14 protein-coding genes are annotated in these 14909 nt (G+C 67.8%); 8 read left to right on the forward strand and 6 right to left on the reverse strand.

Annotation, left to right across the window (positions count from 1 at the left end; genetic code table 11):
- The first annotated feature begins 34 nt into the window (after window positions 1-34).
- The 3 genes from FCU40_RS05970 to FCU40_RS05980 all read left to right on the forward strand — a co-directional run bounded on the left by FCU40_RS05970 (window position 35) and on the right by FCU40_RS05980 (window position 4446).
- On the forward strand, window positions 35-1873 hold the full coding sequence (locus tag FCU40_RS05970) for an ATP-binding protein (protein WP_168073635.1): 1839 nt from the start codon (window positions 35-37) through the stop codon (window positions 1871-1873).
- Window positions 1873-3228: a sigma-54 dependent transcriptional regulator gene (locus FCU40_RS05975; RefSeq protein ID WP_168073637.1), complete on the forward strand. Its 1356-nt coding sequence runs from the start codon at window positions 1873-1875 to the stop codon at window positions 3226-3228. Before FCU40_RS05970 ends, FCU40_RS05975 begins: the two co-directional genes overlap by 1 nt.
- Before the next feature lie 144 nt (window positions 3229-3372).
- Window positions 3373-4446 carry an alkene reductase gene (locus FCU40_RS05980; RefSeq protein WP_168073639.1) on the forward strand — a complete coding sequence of 358 codons (1074 nt, stop codon included), beginning with the start codon at window positions 3373-3375 and terminating at the stop codon, window positions 4444-4446.
- A gap of 22 nt (window positions 4447-4468) precedes the next feature.
- Here the strand turns inward: FCU40_RS05980 and FCU40_RS05985 are convergent, their stop codons facing one another.
- Complete coding sequence (locus FCU40_RS05985; RefSeq protein WP_168073641.1) at window positions 4469-6112, reverse strand: NAD(P)/FAD-dependent oxidoreductase; 1644 nt, start codon at window positions 6110-6112, stop codon at window positions 4469-4471.
- A 118-nt stretch (window positions 6113-6230) separates the two neighbouring features.
- Between FCU40_RS05985 and FCU40_RS05990 the strand changes: the two genes are divergently transcribed.
- From FCU40_RS05990 to FCU40_RS06010, 5 genes are all read left to right on the forward strand, one after another.
- Window positions 6231-6653 carry a DUF2946 family protein gene (locus FCU40_RS05990; protein WP_168073643.1) on the forward strand — a complete coding sequence of 141 codons (423 nt, stop codon included), beginning with the start codon at window positions 6231-6233 and terminating at the stop codon, window positions 6651-6653.
- A 102-nt stretch (window positions 6654-6755) separates the two neighbouring features.
- Window positions 6756-8801, forward strand: a complete 2046-nt coding sequence (locus FCU40_RS05995) for a TonB-dependent receptor (protein WP_168073645.1) — start codon at window positions 6756-6758, stop codon at window positions 8799-8801.
- A 49-nt stretch (window positions 8802-8850) separates the two neighbouring features.
- Window positions 8851-10242, forward strand: a complete 1392-nt coding sequence (locus FCU40_RS06000; RefSeq protein ID WP_168073647.1) for a PepSY domain-containing protein — start codon at window positions 8851-8853, stop codon at window positions 10240-10242.
- A gap of 2 nt (window positions 10243-10244) precedes the next feature.
- Entirely contained in the window at window positions 10245-10697 is a 453-nt protein-coding gene (locus FCU40_RS06005) for a copper chaperone PCu(A)C (protein ID WP_168073649.1), read from the forward strand.
- A complete protein-coding gene (locus FCU40_RS06010; protein WP_168073651.1) occupies window positions 10697-11272 on the forward strand; it encodes an SCO family protein in 576 nt (191 codons plus the stop codon). The genes FCU40_RS06005 and FCU40_RS06010 overlap by 1 nt, the downstream gene beginning before the upstream one ends.
- A 16-nt stretch (window positions 11273-11288) precedes the next feature.
- On the opposite strand, the gene FCU40_RS06015 is transcribed toward FCU40_RS06010, so the two are convergent.
- From FCU40_RS06015 to cyoC, 5 genes are read right to left on the reverse strand one after another with little or no spacing between them, the layout of a single operon-like run.
- Entirely contained in the window at window positions 11289-11828 is a 540-nt protein-coding gene (locus FCU40_RS06015; RefSeq protein WP_168073653.1) for a response regulator transcription factor, read from the reverse strand.
- On the reverse strand, window positions 11812-13167 hold the full coding sequence (locus FCU40_RS06020) for an ATP-binding protein (protein WP_168073655.1): 1356 nt from the start codon (window positions 13165-13167) through the stop codon (window positions 11812-11814). Before FCU40_RS06020 ends, FCU40_RS06015 begins: the two co-directional genes overlap by 17 nt.
- Window positions 13164-13901 carry an SURF1 family protein gene (locus tag FCU40_RS06025; RefSeq protein WP_206677299.1) on the reverse strand — a complete coding sequence of 246 codons (738 nt, stop codon included), beginning with the start codon at window positions 13899-13901 and terminating at the stop codon, window positions 13164-13166. The genes FCU40_RS06020 and FCU40_RS06025 overlap by 4 nt, the downstream gene beginning before the upstream one ends.
- Window positions 13898-14284: a cytochrome o ubiquinol oxidase subunit IV gene (cyoD, locus tag FCU40_RS06030; RefSeq protein ID WP_004615472.1), complete on the reverse strand. Its 387-nt coding sequence runs from the start codon at window positions 14282-14284 to the stop codon at window positions 13898-13900. The genes FCU40_RS06025 and cyoD overlap by 4 nt, the downstream gene beginning before the upstream one ends.
- Window positions 14281-14907 carry a cytochrome o ubiquinol oxidase subunit III gene (gene cyoC, locus FCU40_RS06035; protein ID WP_168073657.1) on the reverse strand — a complete coding sequence of 209 codons (627 nt, stop codon included), beginning with the start codon at window positions 14905-14907 and terminating at the stop codon, window positions 14281-14283. Before cyoC ends, cyoD begins: the two co-directional genes overlap by 4 nt.
- Window positions 14908-14909 lie beyond the last annotated feature (2 nt).

Consider the following 14909-nt stretch of genomic DNA (forward strand, 5'->3'; position numbering starts at 1 on the left):
TGCGAAATTTCGCGCAATCCACAAGAGCATTTGAATGACTTCTGAAGTCTTGCCGGATCATGGAGGCCCAACCGTCCAGCGCTGGATCATCTTCGGCCTGGTCAGCCTTGTGCTGCTGGCGGGCGCGATCGGCTTCGCGGACTCACTGGCCGGAAGGCGGGCCGCCGAGGATCTCGCGCGTCAGGCCCAGGCGTCCGCCACCCTGCACGCGGCGGTGCTGCGCAGCGAACTGGCCAAGCATCGGACCCTGCCTTTCGTGCTGGCTCAGGACCCCGATGTCGCCCGGACCCTGCGCTCGACAGAACCGCGTGGCGTCGACGTCCTGAACCGCAAGCTGGAGAGCCTTAGCGGCGGAACGCGGGCGGCGGTGATCTATGTCGTGAACGCCAAGGGCATGACGATCGCCGCGAGCAACTGGCGCCAGCCGACCAGCTTCGTCGGTTCCGACTATAGCTTCCGGCCTTATTTCCGAGAGGCCATGACCGACGGAACGGCCGAGCTTTTCGCGTTGGGCACCGTCAGCCGCCGACCGGGCCTTTTCATGTCGCGTCGCGTCGAAGGGCCCGACGGACCGCTGGGGGTGGTCGTCGTCAAGGTAGAGTTCGAGTCTCTGGAAGCCGAATGGTCGGCGTCCGAGCCCGCCTTCGCCGCGGATTCCCAGGGCGTGATCCTGGTCACCTCGATCCCCGCCTGGCGGTTTCGGACCTTGCATCCGCTGCCGCTGGCCGACCAAGACCAACTGCGCGCCGAACACCGCTTTGGCGACGCGCCTTTCACCTTGCTAGACGCCAGACCCGCCTTGGCGCCGAGTCGCGTCCCCACGCTGACCGAGATCGAGCCGCCCGGCCAGCCGAAGCGACGCTATATGGCCGCTAGCGCCAGCTTGGCGACTTCGGGGTGGACCATCTACACCCTCACGCCCGTCGGTTCGGCTTTGCGAGCGGCCAAGACCGGCGCGCGCGCGATCGCTCTGATGATAGGGCTCGCGCTCTGCGCCGGCGCCGCGACGATCCTGCGGTGGCGAAGCCAGGGCGCCGTTCGCGCCGCCCGCCAGGACGCCGCGCGCCGGGAGCTGGAGACCCGCGTCCAGGAGCGCACCGCCGAACTCAGCGCCGCGAACCAGCGCCTGACGGTCGAGATGGAAGAACGGCGCCGCGCCGAAGCGCATGTTCACCTGATGCGGGACGAACTGATCCAATCCAACAAGCTGGCCACCCTGGGCCAGATCGCGGCGGGCGTGGCGCACGAGATCAACCAGCCGGTCGCGGCCATCCGCGCCTATGCCGACAACGCCGCGATCTTCCTGAGACGCGGCGACGACAAGACGGTCAAGGCCAATCTAGGGCTGATCGCCGGTCTGACCGACCGCATCGGCCGGATCACCGACGAGTTGCGCGCCTTCGCCCGCAAGTCGAACTCCCCGCCTGCCCCGGTTTTGCTGCGCGATGCGATCGACGGCGCGCTGCTGCTGCTCGACCCGCGCCTGCGCCAACAGGGGGTGCGTGTTGTTCGAAACGAGGCCGATGAAGCCGCCCAGGTGATGGCAGAGCGCTTCCGCCTGGAGCAGGTGTTGGTCAACCTTCTGCAGAACGCTCTTGAGGCCCTCGAGAACCGGCCCGATCCGGAAATCCGCATAGCGGTCTCGGTCAAGCGGGCGTGGGTTCGCGTCGCGGTGGCCGACAACGGCCCAGGCGTCGCCGCGGAAGCCGCCGAGACCCTGTTCACGCCGTTCGCGACCACAAAGCCGCGAGGTCTGGGCCTGGGCCTGGTCATCAGCCGCGATATCGTCGCGGCGTTCGGCGGCGAGCTTAGCCTGGAGCCCGCGCCGCGCGGCGCGTGTTTCGTCCTGTCCCTGCCCAAGGCGCATTCGTGATGCCCGCTTCCGCCCATCCGCTTTCCGTGAATCAGGTCGCTTTCATCGACGACGACGAGGCCTTGCGCGAAGCCAATATCCAGGCGCTGCGCTTGGCGGGCTTCGAGGTTCTGGCCTTCGCCTCGGCCGAGGCGGCGCTGGCCGCCCTGCCCGACGGCTTCGCCGGCGTGGTGGTCAGCGACATCCGGATGCCGCGCATGGACGGTCGCCAGTTGTTTGTTCGCCTGAAGGCGCGGGACGAGGACCTCCCCGTCATCCTGATCACCGGCCACGCCGACGTTTCCGAGGCGGTCGAGGCCATGCGGGACGGCGTCTACGACTTCGTCGCCAAGCCCTACGCGCCCGATCGCCTGGTCAGCAGCGTGCGTCGCGCCCTGGAGAAGCGCCGGCTCGTCCTGGAAAATCGCCAGTTGCGAACCATCGCCGACGAGGCGCGCGACGACTGGCCCCTGATCGGCCAGACGCCCGTCATGGAGCGCCTGCGCGCCACGCTGCGCCAGCTCGCCTCGGCCGATGTCGATGTGCTGCTGGAGGGCGAGACTGGCGTCGGCAAGGAGCTGGCGGCCCGCGCCCTCCACGCCTGGGGACGCCGTCGCGATCGCGAGTTCGTCGCGGTCGACTGCGCCGCCTTGCCCGTTCAGGCGCTGGACAGCGAGCTCTTCGGCCATGAACTGGGGGCCTTCAACGGCGCGGTGCGTCAGCGTGTCGGGCGCATCCAGCAAGCGGATCGCGGCACGCTGTTCCTCGACGAGATCGAAACCCTCGCGCCCGACGCCCAGGGCAAGTTCCTCCGCGTGCTCGAGGAGCGCGAGATCACGCCGCTGGGCTCCAACCGCGCCCATACGCTGGACCTCCGTGTCGTCGCCGCCGCCAAGGGCGATCTGGCCGAGGCCGTGGCGGCGGGAGCGTTCCGTCAGGACCTCTTCCACCGTCTGGACGTCGTGCGTATTCGCATCCCGCCCCTGCGCGAAAGGCGCGAGGACGTTCCGCTGCTGTTCGCCCACTTCCTGGCGCGGGCCTGCGAGCGGCTAAACGGGCCGCAGCCCTCGATCGACGACCGCGTGCGCTGGCGTTTGCACAATCACGACTGGCCCGGCAATGTTCGAGAGCTGGGTCACTACGCCCAGCGCGTGGCTCTCGGCCTCGCCGACCCAGCGCCGCCCTCAATCGCCGAACAACCCTCGCTGCCCGAGCGGGTGGCGACCTACGAGGCGCGTGTGATCGAGGAGGTTCTGGCCGGTTGTGGCGGCGACGTCCGCTCGGCGCTGAAGGTCCTGCGCATTCCCCGCAAGACCTTCTATGACAAGGTCGCTCGCCACGGACTCGACCTCGACAAACACCGACGGCCCCGCTGAGGCGGCCAAGCCAGATTTTCCGATTTAGGCCCCGGGCTTTTAGATGAAATAGAACGAGTTACGGTTGCGATTGGGCAGGTCGGCCCCAGATAGCCGCGTAGACGCCGACGGAGGGTCGGCGCCGTTGTTCGACGGACATCCTTCATGCCTAACCTGTTCGACTCGCTGCGCATCGGCGACCTGACCTTGGCCAATCGCGTGGTCATGGCGCCCCTGACGCGTCTGCGCGCCGGTCCGACCCACACGCCCAACGCCCTGATGGCCGAGTACTACGGCCAGCGCGCCTCGGCCGGGCTGATCATTTCCGAAGGCGTGCCGGTCACGCCGCAAGGCGTCGGCTACGCGGGCGTTCCGGGCATCTGGTCCAAGGATCAAGCCGAGGCCTGGAAGCAGGTGACCAAGGCCGTCCACGACAAGGGCGGCCGCATCTTCATGCAGATCTGGCACGTCGGCCGCATTTCCGATCCCTCGCTGCTGAATGGCGAAGCCCCGGTCGGGCCCAGCGCGATCGCGGCCAAGGGCCACGTCAGCCTGCTGCGCCCCGAACGCCCCTATCCGACGCCGCGCGCCCTGACCACCGAGGAGGTCGCCGGCGTCGTGGAAGCCTTCCGCCAGGGCGCGGAGAACGCCCAGGCCGCCGGCTTCGACGGCGTGCAACTGCACGGCGCCAACGGCTATCTGCTCGACCAGTTTCTGCAGGACGGGTCCAACCAGCGCACCGACCAGTACGGCGGCTCGATCGAGAACCGCGCCCGCCTGCTGCTGGAAGCCACGGACGCGGCCATTTCCGTCTGGGGCGCCGACCGCGTCGGCGTCCACCTGGCGCCGCGCGCGGATAGCCACTCGATGGGCGACAGCGACCTGCCGGCCACCTTCGGCTATGTCGCCAAGGCGCTGGGCGAGCGCAAGATCGGCTTCGTTTCCGCCCGCGAATATGAGGCCGCCGATAGCCTGGGTCCGCGACTGAAGGCGGCCTTCGGCGGCGTCTACATCGCCAACGAGAAGTTCGACCTCGCCAGCGCCAACGCCGCGCTGGACGCCGGAAAGGCCGACGCTATCGCGTTCGGCAAGGCCTTCATCGCCAATCCGGACCTGGTCGAGCGCCTGAAGACGGGCGCGCCTCTGAACGCGCCGGTTCCGGCCACCTTCTACGGCCCTGGCGCCGAAGGCTATACGGACTATCCGACGCTGGCCCAGGCCGCCATTCCGGCCGAATAAGCGCGAAGCCCCGCGATGGCCGTCAGGCCGTCGCGGGGATCAGCCCCTCGGCCACATAGGCCAGGGCGACAGCCTCGGCCACCTTGATCCCGTCGACCGCGGCCGAAAGAATGCCGCCGGCGTAGCCCGCGCCTTCGCCGGCTGGATAGAGCCCGGCGGTGTTCACGCTCTGGAAGTCCTTGCCGCGCGTGATCCGCACCGGCGAAGACGTGCGGGTCTCGACGCCGGTCAGCAGGACGTCGGGATGGTCGTAGCCGGGGATCTGGCGCCCGAAGACCGGCAGCGCCTCGCGCATGGCCTCGATCACGAAGTCCGGCAGGCAGGTCGACAGATCCGTCAGCGTCACGCCCGGCTTGTAGGAGGGGGTGACCTCGCCCAGCGCCGACGAGGGTCGTCCAGCCAAGAAGTCGCCGACCTTCTGGCCCGGCGCCCGGTAGCTGGACCCGCCCGCCACATAGGCCAGGCTCTCCCACTTGCGCTGGAACGCGACGCCCGCCAGCGGGTGGCCCGGATAGTCGCGCTCCGGATCGATGCCGACCACGAAGCCGGAATTGGCGTTCCGTTCGTTGCGCGAATATTGGCTCATGCCGTTGGTGACGACGCGCTCGGGCTCGGAAGTCGCCGCCACCACCGTGCCGCCCGGACACATGCAGAAGCTATAGACAGTGCGGCCATTCGCGCAGTGGTGCGACAGGCTGTAGTCCGCCGCGCCCAGATCGGGGTGGCCGGCGCAGTCGCCGAACCGCGCCCTGTCCATCCAGGACTGAGGATGCTCGATCCGCACGCCGATCGAGAAGGGCTTGGCCTCGATATGGACGCCGCGATCGTACAGGGTCTGGAAGGTGTCGCGCGCGCTGTGGCCCAGGGCCATGACCACGTGGGTCGTGGGCAGGTAGTCACCACCGGCGATATGCAGGCCCTTCAACCGGCGCGAACCGTCCGCGCCGACCTCGATATCGAAGTCCTCGACCTTGTTTCGCCAGCGATACTCGCCGCCCAGGCTCTCGATGAGCGCCCGCATCTGCTCGACCATGTGCACCAGTCGGAAGGTGCCGATGTGCGGGTGGGCCTCGGTCAGGATCTCCTCGGGCGCGCCGGCCTTGACGAACTCCTCCAGAACCTTGCGTCCCAGGAAGCGCGGGTCCTTGATCTGGCTATAGAGCTTGCCGTCCGAGAAGGTCCCCGCCCCGCCCTCGCCGAACTGCACGTTGGACTCGGGATTCAACTCCCCGCGCCGCCACAGGCCCCAGGTGTCCTTGGTCCGCTCGCGCACGACCTTGCCCCGGTCGACGATGATGGGCTTAAGGCCCATCTGAGCCAGGATCAGACCGGCGAACAATCCGCAGGGGCCAGCGCCGATGACCACGGGGCGCGGACCGTCGAAGCCCTCGGGCGCCTTGGCGACCAGCTTGTAGGACGTGTCCGGCCTAACGCGCACGTGGTGGTCGCCAGCGAACCGCGCCAGCACGGCGGCCTCGTCGCGCAGGCTCACATCGACGGTGTAGACCATCAGGATCGCCGACTTGCGGCGCGCGTCGTGGGCGCGGCGGGCGATCTCGAAGCCCTCGAGATCGTCGGCCTTGATCCCCAGGCGCTCGATAATCGCGGGCTTCATCGCTTCCGGCGGGTGGCCGAGCGGCAGCTTCAGTTCCGAAATACGCAGCATGGCGCGGGTCTTAGCGGGAACGACGGCGTCGCGCCATCCGGGCGCGACCTTCCACGAAGGGCGGCATGGACCGATTGTCCCGAAGACAAGCGCGAGCGACTGCGCTAAAGCGGCCGACGTGACTCGCTTGACCGCTACCGCAAGACTGCTTGCGCGCGACGCCTTCCTGGTGCTCGCGACCCTGGCGATCGCGCTGAAGATCATGATCCCGGCAGGCTACATGCCGGGCATGGAGCCTCGAAATGGCCTGCCGTTCGCCCTGGTGCTCTGCACCGGCGACGGCGCCAGGATGGTCGAGCCCGGCCAAAGCCTGGCCGGGCACAAGGGCGACAGCCAAGACAAGAAGGCCGCTCACGACGGCGGCTGCCCCTTCGCCTGCCAGGGCGCGGCCGCTCCGCCGCCCACGGTCACCGCGACCGACGCCGTACAGCTTGTCGCCTATCTGGCGCCGCCGACTCCTCTGGAACGCGCGGTCGCTCCCGGCCGAGGCCTGGCCGCGCCTCCGCCGCCCCCGACTGGTCCTCCCGTCCTCCTGATCTGACCGCCGGTCGCTCGCGACCGGTCCCAACATCGCGCGCGCGACCTGATCGCCGCGCGCCGCAGATCATGCACGGCCGCCGCGCGCGGTCGAAGGACTCAGACCATGAAATCTCTCCTGCTGGCCTCGTCGGCCGCCCTTTTTCTCGCCCCGGTCGCCGCCTGGGCCAATCCGGATCCTGACCAAAACCAGGTCTCCTCGGTCATTGTCACCGCCCGCCCCAACGCCGAGGACCCGCCCGTGGTGGCGGCCGCGCGCAAGCGGCTCTCCGAAACCCCGGGCGCCGTGTCGGTGATCTCACAAGAATCCTACATCAACCGCGAGGCCCTGGCCCTGGACGACATGCTGCGCGACGCGCCGGGCGTCTATGCGCAGCGCAAGTGGGGCGGCGACGTTCGCATCTCGATCCGAGGCTCGGGGATCGGCAACGCCAACCACAACCGGGGCCTGCTGCTGGCCCAGGACGGCGTGCCGCTGAACGAGGCCGACGGCTATGGCGACAGTCAGATCGCCGATCCGCTCAACACCCGCTACGCCGAGGTCTATCGCGGCGGCAACGCCCTGCGCTTCGGCGGCGCTCTGCTGGGCGGCGCGATCAACATGGTCACGCCGACGGGCAAGGACGCGGGCTTCTCCAACCAGTTCCGACTCGATGGCGGCTCGTTCGGCATGATCCGGGAGCATGTCGCCATCGCCCGCCAAATCGGCGACTGGGACATCTACGCCGCTGGCACGAACCAGACCAGCCAGGGCTGGCGCTCGCAGAGCCAGCAGAACATCCAGTTCGGCAGCCTCAACATCGGCCGAGCCTTCGGCCAGGACCGCGAGGTGCGGTTCATCGTTAACGGTTCGAACATCAATCAGGAAATCCCCGGCGCGCTGACGCTGGACCAGTTCAACGCCAACCCGCGCCAGACCCCCGCCGGCAACTTGGCCGGCGACCAGGGCCGCAACCAGCGCGGCGTGCGCGGCTCGCTGGCGACGACCTGGCGGCTGAACGACGACCTGGTGTTCCAAGGCTCGCTGTACGCCGTCTGGAAAGATCTGGACCACCCGATCTTCCAGGTCATCGACCAGAAGAGCCGCAACTACGGCGCCTTTGGCCGGTTCGACTGGGACGGCCGCGTCGGCGACCTGAAGGCCGACGCCTTCTTCGGCGCCTGGTATCGGCAGGGCGATCTGGACTCCCACTTCTATATCAACAATCGCGGGGGACGCGGGGCGCTGCAGTCGGTCTCCTACCAGAACGCCAAGGCCATCGATGTCTTCGGCGAAGGCCGGGTGTTCGTCAGCGACCACATCGCCGTGGTGGGCGGCGCGACCTGGGGCCAAGCCGAGCGCGACTATGTCAGCGTCGCCGTTCCCGGGGTGAAGAGCACCTTCAACCTAACCGCCTCCAAGACCTATGACTGGCTTTCGCCCCGCATCGGCCTGTTGTGGCAGGACGACGCGGGAAACCAGGTCTTCGCCAATCTGACGCGGTCGGTCGAACCGCCCAATTTCGGCTCGATGTCGCCCACCAATATCGGCTTCGCGCCCGTCAAGGCCCAGAAAGCTTGGACCGGCGAGGTCGGCGCGCGCGGCCATCGGGGTCCGTTCACCTACGACCTGACGCTCTATCGCGCCAACCTGAAGGGCGAGATGCTGCAATACGCGGTCAGTTCGTCGATTCCGGCCTCGACCTTCAACGCAGACAAGACCATCCACCAAGGGATCGAGGCGGCGCTGGACTGGGCGGTGGCCCCGCGTTGGCGGGTTCGTCAGAGCTGGACCTATTCCGACTTCCACTTCGACGGCGACGCGGTCTACCGCGACAACCGACTACCGATCGTGCCCAAGAACTTCTACCGCTCGGAAGTGCGCTACGACGACCCGCGCGGCTGGTTCGTCGCGCCGTCGGTCGAGTGGTCGGCGACGGATCAGTGGATCGATTACAGCAACACCAAGACCGCGCCATCCTACGCGATCCTCAACCTCAACGCGGGATGGAAGGTCACGCCCGAGGTCTCGCTGTTCCTCGACGCCCGCAACCTGGCCGACAAGGCCTATGTCTCCAACACCCAGGCCGCCATCACCTGGACTGCTGCGACCGCCACCTTGTGGCCGGGCGACGGGCGTTCGGTGTTCGGCGGCGTGACCGTCTCGTTCTAATCCGTGGCGCGGCGGCCCCTAGGTCGCCGCGCCCATCGGGAAGATAACGATGAGCGAAATTCCAAGCTCCGAGGTCAGGACTCCGGCCGGCGAAGTGTATCGCGCCTTCTGGCGCTGGCACTTCTACGCGGGCCTTCTCGTTCTGCCCATTCTGATGCTGATGGCCCTGACCGGAGGCGTCTATCTGTTCAAGACCGAGCTCACGGCGATCATCCATCGTCCGCTGGTGGTCGTGGCCGATCGTACCGCGCGGGCGCCGCCCTCCGCCTGGATCGCCAGCGCCGAAGCTGGAGCCGGCGCCAAGGCCACCCAACTCATCATCCCGTCTCGGGGCGACCGCTCCGTGCAGGTGTTGGTCGGCGACAAGGCGCATCAAAGGACAGCCTATGTCGACCCGCACGACGGCGCTTATCTGGGGGTCACCACGCCCGGCGGCCTCATGGGCGTGATCAAACGCGTGCACAGCCTCGACATCGCCGGTCCCGTGATGAATGGCCTCGTCGAAGTCGTCGCGGGTTGGGCCATCGTGCTGGTCGCCACCGGCGTCTTCCTGTGGTGGCCGCGCGGCCAGAACGGCGGCGTGGTGACGGTGCGGGGCGGACCGGCCAGGCGCCTCTTCTGGCGCGACCTGCACGCGGTGACGGGCGCCTTCGCGGGGATCGTCATCGTTTTCCTGGCGGCGACCGGAATGCCGTGGTCGATCTTCTGGGGCAAGGAAGTGCGGCAATTGACCACCGAAGCCGGTTGGGGCCGCCCCAAACCGCCGATCGCCGAGCGGCATCACCCCGTCAAATCCGTCGAGCGTGACGGCGTCCCCTGGGCCCTGGGCGCCCACGCGCCGCCGGACACGTCCAGCCCGTCGCCCATGCCCGGGATGAGCGCGAACGAACATGCCCGCATGATGCAGGCCAAGGTCCTGGGCGTCGACGACATCGTCGCCAAGGCTCGGGCTGACGGTCTGACCGACGGCTTCACCCTCACCCTGCCCCAGGCGCCGGGCGGAACGTGGACGGCGTCCTATATGCCCGACCATGTCGAGCGGACGCGGACCCTCTATCTGGATGGCCGCGACGGCCACGTCCTGGACGATATCGGCTATCGTCGGTTCGGCCCGGCGGCCAAGGCCATCGAGTGGAGCATCTCCGTCCACCAGGGGCAGGAGTTCGGCCTGGTCAACAAGCTCGTCATGCTGGCGGGCTGCGTCGCCATCTGGCTTCTCGGCGGCTCGGCCCTGGTTATGTGGTGGAAGCGTCGCCCAAAAGGGCGCCTCGCCGCACCGCCCCGCCCCACTCGCCCCGGCGCCTATGCCGGCTTGTTGGCCATCGTGCTGCCCCTCGCCGTTCTCTATCCCCTTGTCGGAGCTTCGCTCATCACGGTGCTGCTCCTCGATCTCATTTACCGTCGGCTGACCTCGTCGCCGCTCTTCAAGACCGGAGCCTGAACATGAAGACCCTCTCTCTCATCGTCCTCGCCGCCCTGCTGACGGCGTCCACGGCCCAGGCGGCGGCGCCCGTCGTGACCGCGACCGAGGCCTGGTGCCGCCCGGCGCCCGCCGGAGCCCTCGCCGGGGGATGCTACGTCACCCTGACCGCCAGCGCCGACGATCGCTTGGTCACGGTCGAAACCACGGCCGCCGATCACGGCGAAATTCACTCGATGTCCATGGACGGCGGCGTCATGCGAATGCGCAAGCTTGACGGTTTGCCCCTGCCGGCGGGCAAGGCCGTGGCCCTGAAGCCGGGCGGCGAGCACCTGATGCTGATTTCGCCCAAGGTAGCCTTTAAGGACGGCGCCAAGATCCCGATGGTCTTGAAGTTCCAGAAGGCCGCGCCGGTGAAGGTCGAGGCCACGGTGCGTATGCCGTCCATGCCATCCATGCCCGGCATGAACCGCTGATGCGCCGGATGCTGATCGCGACGGGCCTGGCGGTCTTGGCCGCCATGCCCCTGGCCGCCTGTCATCCCAAGGACGAGGCCGGGCGCTCGTTGCTCCAGGTCGGCGGGCCGTTCAACCTGATCGACCAGGACGGCAAACCGGTCAGCGAGAAGTCGCTGCTGGGAAAACCCACGGCGATATTCTTCGGCTTCACCTATTGCCCGGAGGTCTGTCCGACGACGATGGCGGACCTGACGTCGTGGCTGAAAACCTTGGGGCCCGACGCCGACAAGCTGAACGTCGTCTTCGTCTCGGTGGACCCCGAGCGGGACACGCCACGGCAACTTAAGACCTATCTGTCGAACTTCGATCCCCGCATCAGAGGTTTCACGGGAACGCCAGCGGCCGTCGCCAAGGCCGCCAAGGAATACAGGATCTACTATCAGAAGGTCCCGCAGGACGGCGGCGGGTACACGATCGATCATTCCTCGGCGATCTATCTGTTCGACGCCAAGGGACAGTTCGTTGGGCCGATCGGCTACCAGTCGCCGGCCGATCGGGCGGTCGCGCAGCTGCGCGACCTGATCAAGAGCTGAGGTCTGGAGCGCCGGATCAGCTGATCCGGCGCTTCTCCAGCTTGCGCGCCAGGGTGCGGCGATGCATCCCCAGCCGCCGCGCCGTTTCCGAGATATTGAAGTCGGTCTCGACCAAGGTCTGGTGGATCCGCTCCCACTCCAGGTTCTTGATCGAGGTGGCGCGCTCGCCGATCGTGGCGTCGACGTCGCCGTCGCGCTTATGGAACGCCGCTTCGATGTCGTCGGTGTTCGAAGGCTTGGCCAGGTAGTGACGCGCGCCCAGCTTGATGGCCTCGACGGCGGTGGCGATGCTGGCGAACCCCGTCAGAACCACGATCAGCATGTCCGGGTCACGCTGGGCCAAGGCCCGCACGCAGGCCAAGCCGGACTCGCCGGCCAGCTTCAGATCGACCACGGCGTAGCGCGGCGCGAAGGTCTCCAGCGCCGTCAGAGCCTCATCCAGGCCGCGCACATGCACGACCTCGTAATCGCGGCGCTCGAACGACCGCTTCAAGGTGGCGGCGAACTTCTCGTCATCCTCGACGATGATCAGCTTGCGGTCAGGCATCGCGGCCATCCTCGATCTCCAGGGCCGCCAACGGCAGGGTCAGAACGACGCGCGCGCCGCCTTCGGCTCGGTTCTCGGCTCGCGCCGCGCCGCCCAGCTTGCGCAGAACATTGACGACCAGGAAGAGGCCCAAGCCGCCTCCGGCCCGCCCCTTGGTGGAGTTGTAAGGCGCGCCAAAGTTTTCCAGGGTCTCATCGGTAAAGCCCGGGCCGTCGTCGTCCACCTCGATCCGCAACCAGCCCTCGCTGGCCCCGACCCAGAGCCTCACCGCGCCGGGCGAGGCCTCCAAGGCGTTGTCGAGGACGTTATGGATCACCTGCTTGAGGGTGGATTCCGCCGCGATGGGCGTCTTGGCGACGAGGTCGGTTTCATAGACCAGCGCCTGATCGCCGCGCGTCGCTCGCCACTCGCCCGCGACCTCGTCCATGAAGGCGCGCAGGGTGCTGACGCGGACCTCGCCGCCGCGCGCCTCGCCCGCCGACATCAGAACGCCGGTGACGATCGACTTGCAGCGCCGGACCTCGCCGCGCATGTCCTCCAGCTCCTGGGCCAGCTCCGGGTTGCCCGCGAAGATGGGCATTCGCCGCCAGTCGCCCAGGATCACGTCCAGGGTCGCCAGGGGCGTGCCCAGCTCGTGCGCCGCGCCAGACGCCAGGAGGCCCATGCGGACGATGTGGGTCTCCTCGGCCGCCCGCTGCCGAAGTTCGGCCAGCCGCGCGTCGTGTCGGCGCAGGTTGGCGTTGATCCGCCCGACGAAGGTGACCAGCAACAGGGCGTCGAGCACGATGCCCAGCAACATGCCCATCAGGAAGAGGTCGAAAAACGCCTGATCGCTGAGCCCAGAGGCGATGATCGGCCGGTTGAAGCTCAGCAGCATCACGAAGCAGAACGTGGTCAGCGCCACGATCGCCCAGGTCGCCCACGCCTCCAGCAGCACCGCGCCGAGGATCACGTGCAGCAGGTATAGGGTCGTGAATGGGTTGGTGGCGCCACCGCTGAAATAGAGCTGAGCGGTCAGAGCCAGAGCATCGAGGGCCAAGGCCGCGAACAGGTCATACGGTCCCAGCGGGGCGTCGCGCTTTAGCCGCAGCAGACTGAACAGGTTCAACGCCACCAGGCCCGCCAGCACCAGCATCATCGCCGCCAGCGGCACCTTGAAGCCGAGGCTGAAATGAACCGCCAGGATGGTGACGACCTGGCCCAGCACCGCGATCCAGCGCAGGTGGATCAGCTGCAGCATGTTCTGGCGGGCGATGGCGTCGGCCGGACCGTTGGCGTTTTCGGCCGCGCGCGCGCCCGAAAGCCATCCCGAGACGCCGGAGATCACCATGCTGGCCGTCGGCGTCATGCCCGTCGCGTCTCCCGCCTCGCCTCTCGCCACACGTAGACGCCCGCGCCGCCGGTCAGCAAGGCCAGGCCAAACCAGGTCAGCACGTAGACCAGATGACTGTTAGGGAACCGCACCACCGTCAACCCGCCCAGCGGCCAGCCGCCTGGATTGGGCGCGCCATCGGCGTCCACGAAATACGGCGCGACTTCGGAAAGACCCTTCGCGGTCGCGATGGCCTGCACATCACGGGAATACCAGCGGCCCTCTCTCGGCCGGTTCGCGCGCAGGAACCCGCCATGGGGCTCGCTCAAGCGCAGCAGTCCGATGACGGAGACGGGCCCCTTCACCTGACCGGCCGCCCGGGTGCTGGCCAGCCTGAGGTCGCCCGGAACAAAGCCTCGGTTCACCAGGACCGTGAAACCTTGGTCGACCCGCAACGGCGTCATGACCCAAAAGCCCGCGCCCTTCTCGGTTACGGCCTGGACGAGAGTCTCGCGGGCATGATCATAAACGCCGGTCAGCGCCACGCGGCGGTAGGCGTCGGCTTGGCCGGAGATCCCGGCCCAGGTCGCCGGCCCCGGCGCGGGAACGGGCGCGGCGTGAATACGCCGCTCGACGCTCGCGATCAGATCGAGCTTCCAGGCCCGGCGCTGAACCTGCCAGGCGCTCAAGCTCAGGAACAGCACGGTGAGGACGGCGCAGAGGCTGATGAAGAGGATAGCCCCGGCGGCGCCGCTCGCGGACCGCCTCAAGGCATCTGCTGCATGTCGTGAGCGGTCACCGGCATCATGTGGGTATTGAGGTTGTGCATCACCCAGAGCGATCCGCTCAGCGTGATCACGACCAGGATCAGGGTGAACATCAGGGCCAGCAGGGTCCATCCGCCTTCCGAACGCGAGTTCATGTGCAGGAAATAGATCATGTGGACCAGCACCTGGATCACCGCCAGCCCCATCACCGCCACGGCGGTCATCTGAGCGGTCGGCAACACATGGCCCATGACCAGCCAGAACGGGATGGCCGTCAGGATCACCGCCAGGACGAAGCCGATGACATAGTCCTTCAGGCTGCCGTGACCGGCGTCGTGGCCGTGACCTTCGTGCGCGCCGGGGGCGTGAGTGTCGGCGGCGGTCATTTCAGGACTCCCAGCAGATAGACGAACGAGAAGACGCCGATCCAGATGACGTCGAGGAAGTGCCAGAACATCGACAGGCACATCAGACGGCGACGCATGGCCTCGTCGAGCCCGCGCTGGCCGACCTGGACCATCAGGGTGACCAGCCAGATGATGCCGAAGGTCACGTGCAGGCCGTGCGTGCCGACCAGCGTGAAGAACGACGACAGGAAGGCGCTGCGCTGCGGCCCCGCGCCCTCGTGGATCAGGTGGGCGAACTCGGTCAGCTCCAGCGTCAGGAAGCCGGCCCCGAACAGGCCCGTGATCGCCAGCCAGACCAGGGTCGGCGTCTTGCGGCCCGCCTGGGCGGACAGCATGGCGAAGCCGTAGGTGATGGACGAGAACAGCAACAGCCCGGTGTTCACCGCCACGACCGGCAGCTCGAACAGGTCCGCGCCCGACGGGCCGGCCGCGTAGTTGCGCCCCAGCACCGCATAGGCCGCGAACAGCACGGCGAAGATCAGGCAGTCGCTCATCAGGTAGATCCAGAACCCCAGCAGGGTCCCGTTCTCCGGATGGTGCTCTTCGGTCATGTGGAACCGATCGGCGTCGGCCGCGGTCAGGGTTTGAGCGTGAGAGGCCATGG

The organism is Caulobacter sp. SSI4214 (assembly GCF_012184455.1).
Taxonomy (GTDB): domain Bacteria; phylum Pseudomonadota; class Alphaproteobacteria; order Caulobacterales; family Caulobacteraceae; genus Caulobacter; species Caulobacter vibrioides_E.